Consider the following 19893-nt stretch of genomic DNA (forward strand, 5'->3'; position numbering starts at 1 on the left):
GTCAGGGACGTACGACTCGACGACGTGCGGCGGGTCGGTGGCGTCCGGTCCGCCGCGGTGGCGTGCCCCGCCGGGCGGCGGCCTCGCTGCTCGGTTGTCTGCTGGTCGCCTCCGGCTGTTCCGCGCCCACCGCGGGCGACGCCGCCACCGACGCGATCCGCGGGACCCTCGACCGCCGCGCCGACGCCCTCGTCGACCGTGACGAGACCGGCTATCTGGCCGCCGTCGACCCCGCCGCCGGTGAACTGCTGGCCGCCGAGCGGCGGACGTACCACAACCTCGCCGACGTGCCCGTGCGGTCCTGGGAGTACGAGCTGCGGGACGTCGACCGCTCCGGCACGCGCGCGACGGCGCGGGCCGAGCTGCGCTACCGGATAGCGGGTTACGACAGCGCGCCCGTCACCTCGGCCCGCACCCTGGAGCTGACGGAACGCGACGGGCGGTGGTACGTGACGGCCGACCGGCCCGCCGAGGACGGCGTGCGACAGCTCTGGCAGCAGGGCCCCGTCGATGTCGTCCACGGCCGGCGCAGCCTGATCCTCGGCGTCGGCCAGGACAACGAGCGGCTGCGCGAGATCGCCGCCGTCGCCGACCGGGCGGTGCCCGCCGTCGACGAGGCGTGGCCGGGCAGCTGGCCGGGCCGCGTCGTGGTGCTGGTGCCCGGGTCGGTGGAGTCGATGGCCGGTCTGCTGGGCGCCTCGGCGGGGAGCTACCGGGGCATCGCCGCCGTCACGACCGGCGAGACCCGGCGGCAGGGCACCTCGCCGGCGGACCGGGTGATCGTCAACCCCGACGCGTACGGGATCCTCGGTGACTTCGGCCGCCGGGTGGTCCTGACCCACGAGACCACCCATGTGGCGACGCGTACGGACACGTCCGAGGCCACCCCGATGTGGCTGTCGGAGGGTTTCTCCGACTGGGTCGCCTACCGGGACTCCGGCCGTACGGACGGGCAGGCGGCGCCGGAGCTCGAACGGTCCCTGCGGCAGGGCGAGCTGCCCGCCGCGCTCCCCGAGGACGGCGACTTCGCCTTCGACGCGAAGGCGGCGGAACTGGCGCGGGCGTACGAGGGCGGGCGCCTCGCCTGTGAGCTGATCGCGCAGCGCTGGGGCGAGCGGAAGCTGACGGACTTCTACCGGGCGGTGGGGGAGCACGAGCGGCGCGAGGGCGCCGTGGAGGACGCGATGAACGAGGTGCTGTCGGTGACGCCGGACTCGTTCGCCGCGCTGTGGCGTGACTACATGCGCGAGCGGCTGCGCTGAGGGCCCTGGGCGGGCCCCTCAGGAGCCGAGCAGTCCTTGGCCCCGTCCGGGCTGTCGGCCGCGCCCGCCGCCTCCTGGCGTACGCGCGGACGCGCCCCGGGCACCGTCGCGCGCCACAGCCGGCCGCACGCGGTCAGCGTCGCGGCGACCAGCAGCCCGTTGCGTACGACGAGCAGGGTCACGCCCAGCCAGTCGCTCGCCGTCACGTGCGAGAAGAACAGCGGGAATTCGAGGACGGTGACCGCGGAGGCAGCCACCACGAGCACCGCGGGCAGCGTCATGGGACTCGACCGCAGGAGCAGACAGACGGCGGCCAGCCCCACCAGCCAGATCATGTACTGCGGGCTGATCACCCGGCTGGTGACGGTGAAGAGCAGGACGGCGACGAAGGCCGCGTCGCACAGGGTGCTCGCGGTCAGGGCCGCCGCCTTCAGCCGCCAGACGAGCAGCCAGCCGAAGGCGGTCACGCTGAGGACCAGGGCGAGCGCGCTGACCAGCGGGACGTACGGCCCCCGGAACTCCACCGAGCCGTAGGAGAACATCACGACGCCGTCCCAGCCGAGATGCCGGGCCACATGGAAGACCAGCGCGCCCAGCGACTCGACCTCCGTACCCCGGTCGCGCTGCGCGGTCAGGAAGTCCAGCGCGCCCGGCAGCACCGCGGACACCATGGCGAGCAGCGCGAGAGCCGTCGCGACGGCGGCGGACCAGGACAGCCGGGTGGCCCGCCCGCGCGGCGTACCGATCAGCAGCAGCACCGGCCACACCTTCAGCAGCGCCCCGAACCCCGCGAGGGCGCCCAGGAGTTGGGGTCTGCGGGTGCCCACGAGGAGGGCGCAGACGGCGACGGCGGTGACCATCAGGTCGTAACGGGCGTACACCGTGGGCCCGAGCACCGCGACGCCGGCCACCCACACCCACACGCCGCGTGTCGAGCGTCCGGGGCGCCGCGCCGTGTGCAGCAGCAGTCCGAACACGAGCGCGTCGCAGAGCAGGCAGAGGGTGAAGAACGCCGTGGCGTAGCCGAGGAAGGGCAGCAGGGCGGGGGAGAGGATCGCGAACGCGGCGGCGGGCGGGTACTGCCAGGTGACGTCCGACTGGGGGAAGGTGCCGGCGCGCAGGACGTCGTACCAGCCCTGGTAGGTGACGGAGACGTCCGGGGTGACGTCGGAGCCCGGCGTGACGATGATCCGCAGGACGCAGAGCATCAGTACGGTCCTGGTGAGGAGCCATACGGTGACGGGCCCGACGGCGCCGGCCAGGCCGGCCGCCCTGCCCGCGGGGGCTGCTCCGGCGTGCGTTCGTGCCGTGTCCCCGACATCCCCGACATCCTCGACCGTCATGATTACCTGCCCGTTTTGACCGAAATGTACGCGTGTGGTGGCGGGAGCCATCATGCGGGGGGACAGGCGCGGGAACGATGAGGCAGGGCCGTTCGGTACTGTCGGCGGCGATGCACAAGACCTTGATCGTGACGAACGACTTCCCGCCCAGGCCCGGCGGCATCCAGGCGTTCCTGCACAACATGGCGCTGCGGCTGGACCCCGACCGGATCGTCGTCTACGCCTCCACCTGGAAGCGCGGCGCCGAGGGCGCGGAGGCGACGGCGGCCTTCGACGCCGAGCAGCCCTTCACGGTCGTACGCGACCGTACGACGATGCTGCTGCCCACCCCGAGGGTGACCAGGCGGGCGGTGGGACTGCTGCGGGAACACGGCTGCGAGTCCGTGTGGTTCGGCGCGGCGGCCCCGCTCGGACTGATGGGGCCCGCGCTGCGCCAGGCGGGTGCCCGGCGGATCGTCGCCACCTCGCACGGCCACGAGGCGGGGTGGGCGCAACTGCCCGCGTCCCGGCGGCTGCTGCGCCGTATCGGCGAGGGCACGGACACGATCACCTATCTCGGCGAGTACACCCGCTCACGCATCGCCGCCGCGCTCACGCCCGAGGCGGCCGGCCGCATGGTCCAACTGCCGCCCGGTGTCGACGAGAAGACGTTCCACCCGGCGTCGGGCGGTGACGAGGTACGGGAACGGCTCGGGCTCGCCGGGCGGCCCGTCGTCGTCTGCGTCTCGCGGCTGGTGCCGCGCAAGGGGCAGGACACGCTGATCCTCGCCATGCCCGCGATCCTGGCGCGGGTCCCGGACGCCGTACTGCTGATCGTCGGCGGCGGACCGTACGCCAAGGAACTGCGGAAGCTGGCCCACGAGACCGGCGTCGCCGACTCCGTACGCTTCACCGGCCCCGTGCCCTGGTCCGAACTGCCCGCCCACTACGGCGCGGGCGACGTCTTCGCGATGCCCTGCCGCACCCGGCGCGGCGGCCTCGACGTGGAGGGCCTGGGCATCGTCTACCTGGAGGCGTCCGCGACGGGCCTCCCGGTGGTCGCGGGCGACTCCGGCGGCGCGCCGGACGCGGTACTGGACGGCGAGACGGGCTGGGTGGTGCCCGGCGCCCCCACCACGCTCGCCGCCCGGGAATCGGCGGACCGCGTCGTGACGCTGCTCCAGGACCCCGCCCTGCGCCGCCGCATGGGCGCGCGCGGCCGGGAATGGGTGGAGGAACGCTGGCGCTGGGACCTCCTGGCGGAACGCCTGCGGGCGCTGCTGTAGGGGCGTCCGAGACCGTGGCCGCCGCCGCGGTGGGCGTCCCCGCCGACGAGGACCAGCCGGCGGGCACCCGGGCCGCGGCGGGTGCCACCCCCCTGCGCGCTTCGCGCGAGGCCGGGGCCCGGCCGCGGTGCTGCCCGGCGCCGGGTGGGGCGCGGGGCCCTGTTCGCACGGATCGCCGGAGCGGCGGCCGGGCCGGGGCGTGCTTTCAGCCCGTCCGGCGTTGAGGACGAACGGGCTGGTGGGTGTGGGTTGTTGGCCTGCCTCGGTGGGACCCTGTCGCGCTTCGCGCGAGGGCGTGAGGGGCGGCCGGCGGGACGGGCGGCGCTGCCTGGCGCCGGGTGGGGCGGGGCCGTTCGTACGGATCGCCGGAGTGGCGGCCGGGATGGGGCGTGCTTTCAGCCCGTCCGGCGTTTGAGGACGAACCCGTCGCCAGGCGGGCCCGGTTGAGTCGTGGGGCGGGGCCGTTCGTACGGATTGCCGCAGTGGTGGCTGGGAGGAGCCGCACGTTCAGCCCGTCCGGCGCCTGAGGCCCAACCGGTCGCCGGGCGGCCGGTTGGGCCCGCACCCGCACGTCGGCTCAGCCCCGGTACAGCGATTCGATCTCGTCCGCGAAATCCTTCGCCACCACGCCCCGCTTCAGCTTCAGCGACGGCGTGATGTGCCCCGCCTCCTCCGTGAACTGGGCCTGGAGCACGCGGAACTTCCGCACCGACTCCGCCTTCGAGACCGCCGCGTTGCCGTCGTCCACCGCCTGCTGGACCGCCGCCAGCAGGTCCGGGTCCTCGTGCAGTGACGCCGCCGTCGAGCCCGCCGGTTTGCCGTGGTCCCGCGCCCAGCGGGTCAGGAACTCCTCGTCGAGCGTCACCAGCGCGCCCACGAACGGGCGCCCGTCGCCGACGACCATGCACTCGGCGATCAGCGCGTGCGCGCGGATACGGTCCTCGATCACGGCGGGCGCGACGTTCTTGCCGCCCGCCGTCACCAGGATCTCCTTCTTGCGGCCGGTGATCGCGAGATAGCCGTCCTCGTCGAGGGTGCCGATGTCGCCGGTGTGGAACCAGCCGTCGGCCAGCGCCTCGGCCGTCGCCGCCTCGTTGTTCCAGTAGCCCGTGAACACGTGCTCGCCGTGCAGCAGCACCTCGCCGTCGTCGGCGATACGGATCACCGAGCCCGGCAGCGGCTGCCCGACGGTGCCGATCTTCTGCCGGTCCCACGGGTTGAACGCGGTCGCCGCACATGTCTCCGTCAGGCCGTACCCCTCAAGCACCGTGAATCCGATGCCGCGGAAGAAGTGGCCGAGCCGCTCGCCCAGCGGGGCGCCGCCGGAGATGGCGTACTCGCCACGGCCGCCGAGCACCGCCCGCAGCTTGCTGTACACGAGCACGTCGAAGACCTTGTGCCTGATCCTGAGCCCGAGCGACGGCCCCTGGGGCGTGCCCAGCGCGCGGCTGTAGGCGATCGCCGTCCCCGCCGCGCGGTCGAAGATCTTGCCCTTGCCGTCCGCCTGGGCCTTGGCGCGCGCCGAGTTGTAGACCTTCTCGAAGACGCGCGGCACCCCGAGGATCAGCGTCGGCCGGAACGCCGCCAGCTCCTCGGTCAGATTCTTGATGTCCGGTACGCAGCCGAGCTTGATCGGCGCCATCACGGACGCCACCTCGACCAGCCGGCCGAAGACATGCGCGGCGGGCAGGAAGAGCAGCACGGAACACTCGCCGGTACGGAACAGCGGCTTCAGGCGCTCCACCACGTTGCCGCACTCCGCGAAGAAGGCCCGGTGCGTCAGCACGCAGCCCTTGGGGCGGCCGGTGGTCCCCGAGGTGTACACGATCGTCGCCGGATCGTCGGCCTTCGCCGTCGCGCTGCGCTCGTCGACCACCGCCTCGGTGATCTCCGCGCCGGCGGCGGTCAGCGCCGCCACACAGCCGCCCGCGCCGCCCGCGCCGTCCTCACCCCCGCCGTCACCCTCGTCGATCCGCCAGACGTGCCGCAGCCGCGTCAGCCCGTCGGAGACCGACCGGACCGCCGCCGCGTGCTCCTCGGACTCCACGATGATCGCCGCCGTGCCCGAGTCGCCGAGGATCCACTGCACCTGCTCGGGGGAGCTGGTCTCGTACACCGGTACGGTCACGGCGCCCGCGCTCCAGATCGCGAAGTCGAGCAGCACCCACTCGTAGCGGGTCCGCGACATCAGGGCGACCCGCTCACCGGGGAGGATGCCGGACGCGATCAGACCCTTGGCCACCGCCCGCACCTCGGCGAGGAACTGGACGGCCGTGACATCCGTCCACACACCGCCGGCCTTGCGGCTCACGACCGCCGCGTCGGGATGCTGGGCGGCGTTGCGGCCGATGAGATCCGTCAGGTTGCCGTCCGAGGGGACTTCGTACAGGGCCGGAAGGCTGAACTCGCGCAAGACTGCTGCTCCTCGTCGGGCGCCGGTGGCACGGCACTGTGCCGAACCGGCTGCGGTCCACATCGGGCAGGTGCTCTCGGGGGTGAGCACGACGGGACGGCCCGGACGTTACCCACCGGTACTCGGTTCCGGATAGGGGGTCCCGGCCAGATGTTCCCTGCGTCACACGTTTTTTGACGGTCCTTCGCGCAGAGTAGTCCACAGCGGTGCGGACGTGTGAGTAACCGCAGGTCCGGACCCCTCTACACAGGAGGAAGGCGGCGATCTAGGGTGAGCGGCATGCGTGGTGGCGGGAGCAGCGGCGAGAACGGTGACGTGTCGGACCGAAACGGCGGGAAGGTCCGTACCCGCGTCCATGTCGTCAGTGACGTGCACGGCAACGCCCGCGACCTCGCCCGGGCGGGCGACGGCGCCGACGCCCTGATCTGCCTCGGCGACCTCGTCCTCTTCCTCGACTACGCCGACCACTCGCGCGGCATCTTCCCCGACCTCTTCGGTGAGGAGAACGCCGACCGCATCGTCGAGCTGCGTACGGCCCGCCGCTTCGACGAGGCCCGTGACCTGGGGCGCGACCTCTGGGCCGGTCTGGAGGCCGACCGGGACACCGCCATCGAGTCGGCGGTACGGCGCCAGTACGCCGAGATGTTCGCCGTCCTCCCCACCCCGACGTACGCCACCTACGGCAACGTCGACATCCCCGCCCTCTGGCCCGAGTACGCCGGACCGGGCACCACCGTCCTCGACGGCGAGCGGGTCGAGATCGGCGGCCGCGTCTTCGGCTTCGTCGGCGGCGGCCTGCGCACCCCGATGCGCACCCCGTACGAGATCTCCGACGAGGAGTACGCGGCCAAGGTCGAGCGGCTCGGCGAGGTCGACGTGCTCTGCTCACACATCCCGCCCGAGGTGCCGGAGTTGACGTACGACACCGTCGCCCGCCGCTTCGAACGCGGCAGCCGTGCGCTGCTGGACGCCCTGCGCCGGACGAAACCGAGGTACGCGCTCTTCGGCCATGTCCACCAGCCGCTCGCCCCCCGGATGCGCGTCGGCTCGACGGAGTGCGTGAACGTCGGACACTTCGCGTCCACCGGACGGCCCTGGGCCATGGAATGGTGACCGGCGCGCACGCGATAACCTGCACACCGCACGGCCGGTACCGGAAAGCGTGACCGTCCCCCCGCACCGCCGGGGGGACACCATCTGGAGGAGCACGACGATGGCGGAACACACCAAGTCGAGCATCACGATCGAGGCGGCACCCGCCGACGTGATGGGCGTGATCGCCGACTTCGCCCGCTATCCCGAGTGGACCGGCGAGGTGAAGGAGGCCGAGGTGCTCTCCACCGACGCCGAGGGCCGCGCCGAGCAGGTCCGGCTGGTGCTGGACGCCGGGGCGATCAAGGACGACCACACCCTCGCGTACACCTGGACCGGTGGTGACGAGGTCAGCTGGACGCTGGTCAAGTCCCAGATGCTGCGGTCGCTCGACGGCTCGTACCACCTGGCGCCGGCGGACGGCGGCGCGCGCACCGAGGTCACCTACCGGCTGACCGTCGACGTCAAGATCCCGATGCTCGGCATGATCAAGCGCAAGGCCGAGAAGGTCATCATCGACCGCGCCCTGGCCGGTCTGAAGAAGCGCGTCGAGAGCGCCCCCGGCTCCGCCGGAGCGGCCGGAGCTGCCGAGACGCCCACCGCCTGATGGCGGGGAGGACGCCGCGTACGGTCCTGGTCACCGGCCCCGGCGGCGCGGGCCGTACCACCGTCGCGGCGGCGACCGCCCTGGCCGCCGCCCGGCACGGCGAGCGCACCCTGCTGCTCTGCGCCGACCCGGCGGGACCCGACACCGTCCTCGGTACGGAGGCAGGGGCCGCCGTCGGTGTCGAACCGGCCGAGGTGACACCCGGCCTCTGGGCCGCGCGCGTCGACCCCGCCGACTACTTCCGCACCGAATTCCTCGCCCTCCAGGACCGCGCCGCCGCCGCGCTCGACATGCTCGGCGCCCGCCGTCTCGACGGCGAGGAGCTGACCGAGCTGCCGGGCGCCGAACAGTTCGCCCTGCTCCAGGCGCTGCGCCGGGCCGCCGCCGGTGACTGGGACGTGCTCGTCGTCGATCTGCCGCCGCTGCGCGACGCCCTGTCCGTACTCGCCCTGCCCGAGCGGCTGCGCCGTCTCCTGGGCCGCCTCCTGCCCGCCGAGCGGCAGGCCGCGCGGGCGCTGCGCCCGATGATCGCGCAGCTCGCCGGCGTACCGATGCCCGCGGACTGGCTGTACGGCGCCGCCGCCCGCCGGGACGAGGAACTGGCCACCGTCCAGGCGCTGATCGGCTCGCCCACCACGACCGTACGGCTCGTCGCCGAGCCCGGCCCGGCCGCCGCCGACGCCCTGCGCGTGGCCCGCGACGGGCTCAGCCTGTACGGGCTGCGCGTCGACGCCCTCGTACCGAACAAGGTGCTGCCGACGGACTCGTCCGACGCCTGGCTCGCGACGCTCGCCGCCCAGCAGCAGAAGTGCCTGGACGAGTGGGGCGAGGAGTACGGACCCGATTCCGCTTCCGCTTTCGGCTCCGGCTCCGGCTCCGGTTTCGCGTGGCGGCTGCGCGCGGTACCCCATCTCGGCCGGGATCCGCGCGGACTCGACGATCTCGCCGGTCTTGAGGGGCTCGCGGACCCGGATCCGGACCTCGCAGGGGATCTCGAAGGTGACCGCGGACCGGACACCGGACCGGACACCGGGCCGCGCCCCGATCCGTGGTGGGTGGAGGACCGGCGCGAGGAGGACGGGCTGCTGGTGTGGTCCCTGCCACTGCCCGGCGCCGTCAAGGCGGACATCGGCCTGGTGCGGCGCGGCGACGAACTGCTGCTGACCGTCGGCCCGTTCCACCGCATCGTGCCCCTGACCGGCGCTCTGCGGCGCTGCACCGTCTCGGGCGCCGCGCTCACGGACGGTGTCCTGAAGGTCCGATTCACGCCGGACCCCGGCCTCTGGCCGCGCACGGCCTGAATGTCCCACCGGGGTTCAGGTACCGTCGAAGGTACACAGCCTCCGGTCCGCCCCGGACGAGGCGCCTTGCCCGACGCGGGAGTAACCCATGAGTGATGCGATCGAGCGTCCCGCCGCCGACCCGGACGCCTGGGCGACGGCCTGCGCCGAGGACCTGGCCGCCGAGAAGGAGCGCCGCCGTGCCGTCCACGGGACGCCGCCCGGCTCGGCCTCCGAGGAGCTGCGCCGGTTCGTCGACGCCGTCGCCGACAAGGTGTCCTCGTTCCAGAGCCCGCTGCTCGGCATGGCCGCACAGGGCGCCGTCCAGCAGTTCATCAATCAGGCCAAGTCCGCCGTCGAGCCGGTCATCGACCGCAACCCGGATCTCTTCGACCACCTCGCCGCGGCCGGAAACGAACTGCTCGCCGCCTACCGGTCCGCCGTCGAGGGCGACGAACGCCGCTGGACCCAGGGACCGTCCGAGGCACCCGACATCAGTCTGAAGAAGACGGACGAAAAGGCCAACGACCCCTCGGATCCCCGCGACGAGGGCCCCGCACCCGGTACCCACATCGACCTGGACTGACCAGGGAGAGCCTGCCCTCGGGTACGGTTGGGCCCAGCGGGGCTCGACCGAAAACTGAGGGACACATGGGACTCACCATCGGCGTCGACATCGGCGGCACCAAGATCGCGGCGGGCGTGGTCGATGAAGAAGGCGCGATTCTCGATACGTACCAGGTGCCCACCCCGACGACCGCCGAAGGCATCGTCGACGCGATCTGCGCGGCGGTGTCCGGCGCCGGCAAGGGACACGACATCGAGGGCGTCGGCATCGGCGCCGCCGGCTACGTCGACGACAAACGCGCCACCGTCCTGTTCGCGCCGAACATCAACTGGCGTCACGAGCCGCTCAAGGACAAGGTCGAGCAGCGGGTCGGGATGCAGGTCGTCGTGGAGAACGACGCGAACGCGGCGGCCTGGGGCGAGTACAAGTTCGGGGCCGGACAGGGCCACGACGACGTCATCTGCATCACGCTCGGCACCGGCCTCGGCGGCGGCATCATCATCGGCAACAAACTGCGCCGCGGACGCTTCGGTGTAGCGGCGGAATTCGGCCATATCCGGGTCGTACCCGACGGGTTGCTGTGCGGCTGCGGCAGCCAGGGCTGCTGGGAGCAGTACGCGTCGGGGCGCGCCCTCGTCAGATACGCGAGGCAACGCGCCAACGCCACGCCCGAGAACGCGGAGATCCTGCTGCGTCTCGGCGACGGCACACCCGAAGGCATCGAGGGCAAGCACGTCAGCGCCGCCGCCCGTGAGGGCGACCCGGTGGCCGTCGACTCCTTCCGGGAGCTGGCCCGTTGGGCCGGCGCGGGCCTGGCCGACCTGGCCTCGCTCTTCGACCCGTCGGCGTTCATCGTCGGCGGCGGCGTCTCGGACGAGGGCGAACTGGTCCTCGACCCGATCCGTAAGTCCTTCCGCCGGTGGCTGATCGGCGGCGAATGGCGTCCGCACGCGCAGGTGCTCGCCGCCCAACTGGGCGGCAAGGCCGGGCTGGTGGGCGCCGCGGACCTGGCCCGCCAGGGCTGAGAGTCTGTCGCCGCTTTCCGGACGATCATGCCCGCCGCGCCCCTCAGGGGTGCGGTGGGCATTGGCCTATCGTGGACCGGTGACAACTCCGGTAAGTGGACAGGGTGGACCCGTCCCCACGATCTCGCTGCCCGACTCCCGTACCGAGCCCGACGGTTCGGCCGTGATCCGGGTGCTCAGCTACAACGTCCGTTCCATGCGCGACGATTGCGAGGCGCTGGCCCGGGTGATCCGGGCCTGTGCGCCCGACCTGGTCTTCGTCCAGGAGGCGCCGCGTTTCTTCCGCTGGCGCAAGCGCGCCGCGTGGCTGGCCGCCCAGACCGATCTCGTCGTCCTCAGCGGCGGTGGCACCGCCGCCGGCCCGCTGCTGCTGTGCTCGCTGCGCGCGACCGTGGAGCGTACGGAGGACGTACTGCTGCCGCTCACCCCCGGCCGGCACCGGCGCGGCTTCGCCACGGCCGTCGTACGGATCGGCGGCGCCCGCATGGGGGTGCTCAGCTGCCATCTCAGCCTGGCGGCCGACGAACGGCTCGCGCAGGCCGGGATGTTGCTCGACCGGGTGCGGACGATGGACGTACCGCACACGATCGTGGCGGGCGATCTCAACGACCGGCCGCAGGGGAGTGCGTTCCGGCGGATCGCCAAGGAACTCCAGGACGCCTGGGCGGTCAAGCCGTGGGGGAGCGAGTACACCTCGACACCGGTCGATCCGCACCAGCGCATCGACGCGATCTTCACGACCGAGGGTGTCGAAGTGCTGGGCTGCGGAGTGCCGTTGGGCCTGCCGGGTGTCGAGGAGAGCGACCTGCGGGCGGCCACGGATCACCTTCCGGTGCTGGCCGCCCTGCGCGTACCCGCCTCCTGAACTCCCGCTCCACGCAACGGCTTCACGTACCGGCTTCACGTACCGGCCCCACGCGCCGGCTTCACGTACCGGCTTCGCGTATCGGCTGACGCCAGGGCGGCGCGGGCGAGGTGTCAGACCACCGCGCCCCGGCCCGGATCGTCCTCCTCGTCGTCGTCGTGCTGCATCCGCGCCACCAGCGTGACGAAACCGCCCAGGAAGCCGCCGATACACACCGTCGTCAGCCACCAGGTCATCTCCCACCGGAACAGCACGGCGAGAAGCATGAGCACCGGACCGCCGATCACCGCGAGCCAGGCGAACTTGGCGGTGACGTCGGCCTCCGGCAGCGGCGGCGGCTCGGGCGGGACGAAATGGCCCTCGTCGCTGTCGTCGAGGTCCTCCTCCTTCGGCTCGGCCACCGAATAGTCGCGCGGCCCTCCGCCGGCCACACCGGGCGCGAAGACGATCGAGCCGCCGAGCGACGGCTTGTCGGGCTTGGCGTCCGGCTCCCGCGCGGGCTCGGGCACGGTCGGCGGCGCGACGGAATCGGCGTCGGCAGCGGTGGTGTCCGGCTTGGCGTCCGGTTTGGTGTCCGGCACCGTCTCCGACCGGTTCACCGGCCCCAGGTCCGCCTTCGTCGTCCCGGACCCTTTGTCCTTGGGCGGCGCGGGCTCGGAGCTGTTCCGGTCGCTCTCCAGGAGCGCCAGGTCCTCGACCGACTTGAAGGGCTTGGCACCCGGCGGATCGGCCGGCTCCTCCCCGTAACCCGCGACGATCGCCGCCCAGGCGGCGTCCTCGTCGATCGGCTGCGGCTCACGGTCCGCGTCATGCTCAGCCACCGGTTGTGCTCCCCTTCTTCCCGACGTTCGGAGCGAGTCGGCCGATGAACGCGTGACTCTCCTCGAAAATCCGCTCCGCATCGTGGTCCAACGTCGCCACGTGGTAGCTCTGTTCCAGGACGACCTCCCGGATGTCGGTCGAGGAGACCCTGCCGAGGATCCGCGCCGAGTCGGCCGGGGGCACCACATGATCACGCGGGCTGCGCATCAGCAGCAAGGGCTGGGTGACCTGGGGCAGCTCCCCGTCCACCAGCCGGAAGAAATTCCGCAGCGAGTGCGCGGCGTGCAGCGGGACCCGGTCGTAGCCGACCTCCTCGCTGCCCGCCAGCGCGATGTCGCTGCGCAGGCCCTTCGTCGTCCGGACGAGGTGCCGGGCCAGCGGCAGGGCGTACCCCGAAAGGCCGTGCACCTTGTTCCCCGGGTTGACGACGGCGACGCCGCTGACCGCGTGCCCGTGCTTGGCGGCGAGCCGCAGCGCCAGCGTCCCGCCCATGGAGAGACCGAAGACGAAGACCTTCCCGCACCGCTCGCCGAGCTCCCGCAGCGCCCGGTCCACCTCCGCGTACCAGTCCTGCCAGCCGGTGATCTGCATGTCCTCCCAGCGCGTGCCGTGCCCGGGGAGCAGCGGCAGCGACACGGTGAGATCCCGGGCGGCCAGATACTCGGCCCAGGGGCGCAGCGACTGCGGGGAACCGGTGAATCCGTGGCAGAGGAGCACGCCGACATCTCCGCCCTCGTGGCGGTACGGCTCGGCTCCAGGAAGGACCGGCACAGGGTCTCCTGTTCATGAGTTTTCGTGAGTCCGGGAGTGGTACTTCACCGTACGCGACCGGACCGACACCGACCAGAGCCGTCGGCGCCCCGAGACGGAACCCGCGCGCCCCTCGCGGGTTAAGGTCGGGCGACAGCACACAGGAGGCACCCGAGTTGATCTACGGCGCGATGAAGTTCTCCATCGGAGGGTCGCTCAAGCTTGCGTTCCGACCGTGGGTGGAGGGCATCGAGAACATTCCCGAGGAGGGGCCGGCGATCCTCGCGAGCAACCACCTCTCGTTCTCGGACTCGTTCTTCCTCCCCGCGGTCCTGACCCGGAAAGTCACCTTCATCGCCAAGGCGGAGTACTTCACCTCGCCGGGTGTGAAGGGGCGGCTCACGGCCGCGTTCTTCAAGGGCGTCGGCCAGCTGCCGGTCGACCGCTCCGGCGGGCGGGGCGCGGGCGAGGCGGCCATCAAGAGCGGCATAGCGGTCCTGGAGAGCGGCGAACTCTTCGGCATCTACCCCGAGGGCACCCGGTCGCCCGACGGCCGGCTCTACCGGGGCAAGCCCGGCGGCCTCGCGCGCGTGGCGCTCGCCACCGGCGCGCCCGTGATCCCGGTCGCCATGATCGACACGGAGAAGATCCAGCCGCCGGGGACGGTGATGCCGAAGCTGATGCGGCCGGGGATCAGGATCGGCGAGCCGCTGAACTTCAGCCGGTATCAAGGCATGGAGAGCGACCGCTTCATCCTGCGTTCGCTGACCGACGAGGTCATGTACGAGATCATGAAGCTCTCCGGCCAGGAGTACGTCGACATCTACGCGACGGCGGCCAAGCGCAAGATCGCCGAAGAGGCGAAGGCGAAGGCGGAGAAGGCGAAGACCGAGAAGGCCGAGAAGACCGAGAAGGCCGGGAACACAGCCTGATCGGGTCCGGGGCTCGGATCCGAGGCTCGGGTTCGGGTCCGGGGCTTGGATCCGGGGCTCGGATTCGGGTTTCGGGTGAGGCGGGGAAGCGCGGAGGGGGAGCACGGGTGATGGCCGGGCGCGAACGGGTCGTACGGATGTCGGTCGAGCAGCCGCTGTGGCGCGCGCTCACCGCGTACCGCCTGCTGACCATGGTCTACGCGACGCTGATCGCCGTCTTCGGGCGCGAGAAGTTCGACCACCCCTGGGTCGCCGCCGCGTACCTCGCCGTCCTCGTCGTCTGGACGATCGCCACGCTGCCCAAGGTGGCCAACGCCGTCAGCTGCACCAAGGGCTTCCTGGGCGTCGACCTCACCATCGCCCTCGTGGGCGTGCTCCTCACGCCGCTGGTCGACATGCAGGCGCGGCACCAGGACGGTCCCACCCTGCCGAGCATATGGACCGCCGGCGCGGTGCTCGCCTTCGCCGTGAAGGGCGGCTGGCGCTGGGCGGCCTTCGCCTCCTCGCTGGTCGCCGTGGCCAGTCTGTTCGGGCGCGGCACCCCCAGCCGGGACACCCTGCACAACGTGCTGCTGGTGTGGGTGGCGTCCATCGCGATCGGCTACATCGTGGAGGTCGCCCGCGCCTCCGAACGCACCCTGGCGCGCGCCCTGGAGATCGAGGCGGCGACCCGGGAACGCGAGCGCCTGGCGCGCGACATCCACGACAGCGTGCTCCAGGTCCTCGCGATGGTGCAGCGGCGCGGTACGGCGCTCGGCGGCGAGGCGGCGGAGCTGGGGCAGATGGCCGGGGAACAGGAAGTCGCCCTGCGGACACTGGTCTCCAGCGGACTCGTACCGACCACGCGCGCCTCCGAGGACGCCTCGCTGGGCGCGGTGGTACGCACGATGGACGACGACGTGGAGTACGCGGAGGACGGCGCCGGCGGGGGCGGGTTGTGGGATCTGCGTACGCTGCTGGCGCCGCTCTCCGGCTCCGCCGTCACCCTCGCCGAGCCGGGCGCCCCGGTCCTGCTCCGGCCCGTGGCCGCCAGGGAACTGGCCGCGGCCGTGAACGCGGCCCTGGACAATGTCCGCGAGCACGCCGGTGACGGCGCGCGGTCCTGGATCCTGGTCGAGGACTCGCCGGACGAGGTGATCGTGACGGTCAGGGACGACGGCCCGGGAATCCCCGAGGGACGGCTGGCACAGGCCGAGGGGGAGGGGCGCCTCGGTGTCGCCCTGTCGATCCGGGGGCGGTTGCGGGAGCTGGGCGGTACGGCCGAGTTGATCTCGGTCCCCGGCCAGGGCACGGAAGTCGAGTTGAAGGTTCCACGGGGGAAGGCGGAGCGATGAGCGAGCGGACACAGAAGAACGAGGGCGGCACGCCCGGCGCCGCGGCCGGGCCGACACGTGTGATGGTCGTGGACGACCACCCGATGTGGCGCGACGCGGTCGCCCGCGATCTGGCCGAGGCCGGGTTCGACGTCGTGGCGACGGCGGGTGACGGGCCCCAGGCGGTGCGCCGCGCGACCGCCACGACCCCCGACGTACTCGTCCTCGACCTCAATCTGCCGGGCATGCCCGGCGTCCAGGTCTGCAAGGAACTCGTCGGCTCCCAGCCCGGCCTGCGGGTCCTGGTCCTCTCGGCGAGCGGCGAGCACGCCGACGTACTGGAAGCGGTGAAGTCCGGCGCCACCGGCTATCTGCTGAAGTCGGCCAGTACGGCCGAACTGACCGACGCCGTACGGCGCACCGCCGTCGGCGACCCGGTCTTCACCCCCGGACTCGCCGGCCTGGTCCTCGGCGAGTACCGCAGGCTCGCCTCCGAGCCCGAGCCCGCGGCGTCCGACGACCCCAAGGTGCCGCAGCTGACCGAGCGCGAGACCGAGGTGCTGCGCCTGGTCGCCAAGGGGCTCTCGTACAAGCAGATCGCCGAGCGGCTGGTCATCTCGCACCGCACGGTGCAGAACCACGTCCAGAACACCCTCGGCAAGCTCCAGCTCCACAACCGCGTCGAACTGGTGCGATACGCGATCGAGCGCGGCCTCGACGACGTGTGAACGCCCGCGTGACGCGCCGCCGTCGCGCGGTCGTCCCCCAACCACCTCCCGCCGCCCTCTGGTGCAACGGAAATGACCCTGCGCACCATGCCGGGGTGACCTGTGTCACTCGGATGTGGCTCAGGTGCGTCACCGACGGCGAAGGGAAGTGTTTCCATGCGGGTCGGAGTATTGACCGGGGGCGGCGACTGCCCAGGGCTCAACGCGGTCATTCGAGGCATCGTGCGCAAAGGCGTCCAGGAGTACGGGTACGAGTTCACCGGCTTCCGGGACGGCTGGCGCGGACCGCTGGAAGGCGACACCGTACCGCTCGACATCCCCACCGTACGAGGCATCCTGCCCCGTGGCGGCACCATCCTCGGCTCCTCACGCACCAATCCGCTCAAGACGGCCGACGGCATCCGCCGCATCAAGGAGAACCTCGCGAGCAGCGAGGTCGAAGCGCTCATAGTGATCGGCGGCGAGGACACCCTGGGCGTGGCGGCCCAGCTCTCCGACCTGCACGGCGTGCCCTGTGTGGGCGTGCCCAAGACCATTGACAACGACCTTTCGGCGACCGACTACACCTTCGGATTCGACACGGCGGTCGGTATCGCGACGGAGGCGATCGACCGTCTCCACACCACCGCCGAGTCGCACATGCGCGTCCTCGTCTGCGAGGTGATGGGGCGGCACGCGGGGTGGATCGCCCTGCACTCGGGTCTCGCGGGCGGCGCGAACGTCATCCTCATCCCGGAGCAGCGCTTCGACATCGACCAGGTCTGCGCCTGGGTGACGTCGCGATTCAGGGCCTCGTACGCGCCGATAGTGGTCATCGCCGAGGGAGCGATGCCGAAGGACGGCGAGGTGATCCTCAAGGACGGCACGCTGGACTCGTTCGGCCATGTCCGGCTGTCGGGCGTCGGCGAATGGCTGGCGAAGGAGATCGAGAAGCGCACCGGCAAGGAGGCGCGCACCACGGTCCTCGGCCATGTGCAGCGCGGCGGCACGCCGAGCGCCTTCGACCGCTGGCTGGCCACGCGCTTCGGTCTGCACGCGATCGAGGCCGTGCGGGACGGCGACTTCGGCAAGATGGTGGCCCTGCGCGGCACGGACATCGTGCGGGTCCCGATCGCGGAGGCGATAGCGGAACTCAAGACGGTCCAGCCGGAGCTCTACAAAGAGGTCGGCGTCTTCTTCGGCTGACCCGCTCCCCTTGAAGCGCCGGGCGGCCTGCGGAGCCCGCCCGGCGCCCCGGCTCCTCGCGGGCGCGGCCTCCGTACGGAGGCGACGTTTCGTCGGCCGGGTCCGACGGGCGTGTCCTGTACGGCGGTTGGCCGGCGTGGGCGGCCCCCGCTCGACACGGGCCCGGCCTCCGTACGGAGGCCACGTTTCGTCGGCCGGGTCCGACGGGCGTGTCCCGTGCGGTGGTTGGCCTGCTTGGGCGCCCGCGGGGCCCGGTCGGCGCTGAGCCCGGGCCCCACGAGCTGCCCTCCGTTCTCGCAGTCGGCCGAGTACGCCCGGTACGGGGCCGATCCTCCGACTTGCGATGCACCGCACCAGCCGGCGCGGGCGGACCAGGCTCCTTTCCGGGCGCGGCTCCGGTGCCCGTACCGCCCCGTCGCACCGCCCCCGCGCCCCGCCCGCTACGTACCCGGCGTGCCCTCCGGTACCTGGTCGCGCAGCGCGTCCGTGACCAGGCTCGCGATGATCTCCGGGCCGCGCAGGGTCAGGACCGACTCCGGGTGGAACTGCACCCCGGCGAAGCCGGGGCCGCGCAGGGCGTGGACCTCGCCCGCTTCGTCGCGGCTCACCTCGATGCCCCGCGCTCCCAACTCCGCCGCCAGGGCGTCGTCGCAGCGCGCGGTGAAGCTGTTGTAGAAGCCGACCGTCTCCGCCTTCCCGAAGAGGTCGATACGGGTCTGCGCCCCCTGGTACGGCAGCCGCTTGCGCGCCGTGCGCAGGCCCAGTTCCGCCGCGATCAGCTCGTTGCCGAGGCAGACGCCCAGCAGACCGCCCCGGTGCTCACGCAGCAGTACGGAGGTCAGCGCGCGCAGCGCGCGCATGCGGGGATCGGCCGGGTCCGACGGGTCGCCGGGACCCGGGCCGAGCACCACGAGCCCCCGGTGCGCCAGCACCGCCTCCTTACCGAAGCCCGGTTCGTCGTACCGGCGTACGGTCACGTCCAGGCCGGCGGACCGCAGCAGATGCGCGAGCATCGCCGTGAACGTGTCCTCGCTGTCGATGACCAGCGCGTGCGCCGTCAGCGACGCCGACCGCTCCTGCATCTTCAGCCAGAACGGCGCCAGATGACCGCGCCGCGAGTCCAGCGCTGCCCGCACCCGCGGGTCGTCCGCGAGCGCCTTCCGTACGGAGGCGTCACGCGCCGGCCCCGTGCGCACGCCCAGCGCCGCCAGCACCCCCGCCGCCTTCGCGTGGGTCTCGGCGACCTCGGCCGCCGGGTCGGAGTGCCGTACGAGCGTCGCCCCGACCGGCACCCGGAGCCCGCCGTCCGCGTCGATGTCGGCCGTCCGGATCAGGATGGGCGAGTCGAGGGTCTGCGCCCCGCCCGCGTCACGCCCTACGAGCGCCAGCGCGCCCGCGTAGTAGCCGCGTCCCACGCCGTCGCGCCCCAGCGGCTCGTACCGGGCGATGACCCGGCAGGCGTTCTGCACGGGCGACCCCGTGACGGTCGCGGCGAACATCGTCTCCCGCAGCACGTCGCGTACGTCGAGCGAGCTGCGCCCGCGCAACTCGTACTCCGTGTGCGCGAGATGGGCCATCTCCTTGAGCCGGGGGCCGATCACCACCCCGCCCATGTCGCCGACGGTGCACATCATCTTCAGTTCCTCGTCGACGACCATGGACAGCTCGTCGGTCTCCTTGCGGTCGCCGAGGAATTCGAGCAGCGCCTCGGTGGTCGGCCCCTCGGGCGGATAGCGGAACGTGCCGCTGATGGGATTCATCACGACGGTGCCGCCGCTCATCCGCACATGCACCTCGGGGCTCGCCCCCACCAGCGTCCGCGCCCCGGTGTGCACCACGTACGTCCAGTACGCGCCCCGCTCGCCGGCCAGCAGCCGCCGGAACAGCGCGAGCGCGTCGGCGCGCCCGAAGCCGGGGATCCGGCCCCCGAAGGTGCGCCGGATGACGAAGTTGGCCCCCTCGCCGCGGCCGATCTCGTCCTCGATGACCCGCCGGACGATGTCCGCGTACTCCTCGTCGTCGATGTCGAAGGCACCGTCCTCGACCCGGACCCCGTGCGCGGGGAGCTGTGCGAGGACGTCTGCGAGCGGCAGCTCGTACTGCTCGTCGGCGACCAATACCGACAGCGGCGTGCCGTCGTCGTGCGCCTCGAAGCCGCGCTCCCGGATCTGCCGGAACGGCACCAGGGCGAGCGAGGGCCGCTCGTCCTCGGCGGGGATGTCGGCCAGCCGCGCCACCTCGCGTACGTCGCCGATGAGCAGTTCCACGGTGTCGTGGTCCCGCCCCGGGGTGCGCCGGCGCAGCAGGGCGAACGGCGGGCAGCTGTCGTCGAGGAGTCTCGCCAGGAGAGTGCCGGTGTCTGAGTTCCGCATACGGGCTTCGTTCCTTCCGGAGAAGAGGAACGGCCCCGAATCCGGTCCGCTCCGGCCGACTGGCCGGGAAA

At 72.3% G+C, this 19893-nt stretch carries 17 protein-coding genes; 12 read left to right on the forward strand and 5 right to left on the reverse strand.

Going from position 1 to position 19893, the window contains the following annotated elements:
* Positions 1 to 62: 62 nt before the first annotated feature.
* A complete protein-coding gene (locus ACFYNU_RS36430; protein ID WP_356593073.1) occupies positions 63 to 1262 on the forward strand; it encodes a hypothetical protein in 1200 nt (399 codons plus the stop codon).
* Here the strand turns inward: ACFYNU_RS36430 and ACFYNU_RS36435 are convergent.
* Complete coding sequence (locus tag ACFYNU_RS36435) at positions 1238 to 2470, reverse strand: glycosyltransferase 87 family protein (protein WP_388768524.1); 1233 nt, start codon at positions 2468 to 2470, stop codon at positions 1238 to 1240. The genes ACFYNU_RS36430 and ACFYNU_RS36435 overlap by 25 nt on opposite strands.
* A 245-nt stretch (positions 2471 to 2715) precedes the next feature.
* Here ACFYNU_RS36435 and ACFYNU_RS36440 point away from each other — a divergent pair, with 245 nt between their 5' ends.
* Positions 2716 to 3870: a glycosyltransferase family 4 protein gene (locus ACFYNU_RS36440; RefSeq protein ID WP_356593069.1), complete on the forward strand. Its 1155-nt coding sequence runs from the start codon at positions 2716 to 2718 to the stop codon at positions 3868 to 3870.
* Positions 3871 to 4447: 577 nt separating this feature from the next.
* Here the strand turns inward: ACFYNU_RS36440 and ACFYNU_RS36445 are convergent.
* Positions 4448 to 6283 carry an AMP-dependent synthetase/ligase gene (locus ACFYNU_RS36445; protein ID WP_356593067.1) on the reverse strand — a complete coding sequence of 612 codons (1836 nt, stop codon included), beginning with the start codon at positions 6281 to 6283 and terminating at the stop codon, positions 4448 to 4450.
* 279 nt (positions 6284 to 6562) lie between these two features.
* Between ACFYNU_RS36445 and ACFYNU_RS36450 the strand changes: the two genes are divergently transcribed.
* The 6 genes from ACFYNU_RS36450 (at position 6563) to ACFYNU_RS36475 (ending at position 11720) form a co-directional block, all read left to right on the forward strand.
* Complete coding sequence (locus ACFYNU_RS36450) at positions 6563 to 7396, forward strand: metallophosphoesterase (RefSeq protein WP_356593065.1); 834 nt, start codon at positions 6563 to 6565, stop codon at positions 7394 to 7396.
* Between the two features lie 100 nt (positions 7397 to 7496).
* Positions 7497 to 7982: an SRPBCC family protein gene (locus tag ACFYNU_RS36455; protein WP_356593063.1), complete on the forward strand. Its 486-nt coding sequence runs from the start codon at positions 7497 to 7499 to the stop codon at positions 7980 to 7982.
* Positions 7982 to 9283, forward strand: a complete 1302-nt coding sequence (locus tag ACFYNU_RS36460) for an ArsA-related P-loop ATPase (protein ID WP_356593061.1) — start codon at positions 7982 to 7984, stop codon at positions 9281 to 9283. The genes ACFYNU_RS36455 and ACFYNU_RS36460 overlap by 1 nt, the downstream gene beginning before the upstream one ends.
* A gap of 88 nt (positions 9284 to 9371) precedes the next feature.
* The gene (locus tag ACFYNU_RS36465; RefSeq protein WP_356593059.1) at positions 9372 to 9848 is read left to right on the forward strand and encodes a DUF5304 domain-containing protein; all 477 of its coding nucleotides are present in this window, start codon (positions 9372 to 9374) and stop codon (positions 9846 to 9848) included.
* Between the two features lie 65 nt (positions 9849 to 9913).
* Positions 9914 to 10855: an ROK family glucokinase gene (locus tag ACFYNU_RS36470; RefSeq protein WP_356593057.1), complete on the forward strand. Its 942-nt coding sequence runs from the start codon at positions 9914 to 9916 to the stop codon at positions 10853 to 10855.
* 79 nt (positions 10856 to 10934) lie between these two features.
* Entirely contained in the window at positions 10935 to 11720 is a 786-nt protein-coding gene (locus ACFYNU_RS36475; protein ID WP_356593055.1) for an endonuclease/exonuclease/phosphatase family protein, read from the forward strand.
* 113 nt (positions 11721 to 11833) lie between these two features.
* Here ACFYNU_RS36475 and ACFYNU_RS36480 read toward each other — a convergent pair whose 3' ends face one another.
* Positions 11834 to 12541 carry a hypothetical protein gene (locus ACFYNU_RS36480; protein WP_356593053.1) on the reverse strand — a complete coding sequence of 236 codons (708 nt, stop codon included), beginning with the start codon at positions 12539 to 12541 and terminating at the stop codon, positions 11834 to 11836.
* A complete protein-coding gene (locus ACFYNU_RS36485) occupies positions 12534 to 13313 on the reverse strand; it encodes an alpha/beta fold hydrolase (RefSeq protein ID WP_356593051.1) in 780 nt (259 codons plus the stop codon). Before ACFYNU_RS36485 ends, ACFYNU_RS36480 begins: the two co-directional genes overlap by 8 nt.
* 155 nt (positions 13314 to 13468) lie before the next feature.
* Between ACFYNU_RS36485 and ACFYNU_RS36490 the strand changes: the two genes are divergently transcribed.
* The 4 genes from ACFYNU_RS36490 to ACFYNU_RS36505 all read left to right on the forward strand — a co-directional run bounded on the left by ACFYNU_RS36490 (position 13469) and on the right by ACFYNU_RS36505 (position 17450).
* Entirely contained in the window at positions 13469 to 14224 is a 756-nt protein-coding gene (locus ACFYNU_RS36490) for a lysophospholipid acyltransferase family protein (protein ID WP_356593049.1), read from the forward strand.
* Positions 14225 to 14334: 110 nt separating this feature from the next.
* A complete protein-coding gene (macS, locus tag ACFYNU_RS36495; protein WP_356593047.1) occupies positions 14335 to 15558 on the forward strand; it encodes a MacS family sensor histidine kinase in 1224 nt (407 codons plus the stop codon).
* Complete coding sequence (locus tag ACFYNU_RS36500) at positions 15555 to 16265, forward strand: response regulator transcription factor (protein WP_356593045.1); 711 nt, start codon at positions 15555 to 15557, stop codon at positions 16263 to 16265. The genes macS and ACFYNU_RS36500 overlap by 4 nt, the downstream gene beginning before the upstream one ends.
* Positions 16266 to 16421: 156 nt before the next feature.
* Positions 16422 to 17450: a 6-phosphofructokinase gene (locus tag ACFYNU_RS36505; protein ID WP_356593043.1), complete on the forward strand. Its 1029-nt coding sequence runs from the start codon at positions 16422 to 16424 to the stop codon at positions 17448 to 17450.
* Positions 17451 to 17890: 440 nt separating this feature from the next.
* Here ACFYNU_RS36505 and ACFYNU_RS36510 read toward each other — a convergent pair whose 3' ends face one another.
* The gene (locus tag ACFYNU_RS36510) at positions 17891 to 19822 is read right to left on the reverse strand and encodes an anthranilate synthase family protein (protein WP_356593041.1); all 1932 of its coding nucleotides are present in this window, start codon (positions 19820 to 19822) and stop codon (positions 17891 to 17893) included.
* Between the last annotated feature and the right edge of the window lie 71 nt (positions 19823 to 19893).

It is taken from the genome of Streptomyces sp. NPDC006643, from assembly GCF_042870175.1.
Lineage (GTDB): Bacteria > Actinomycetota > Actinomycetes > Streptomycetales > Streptomycetaceae > Streptomyces.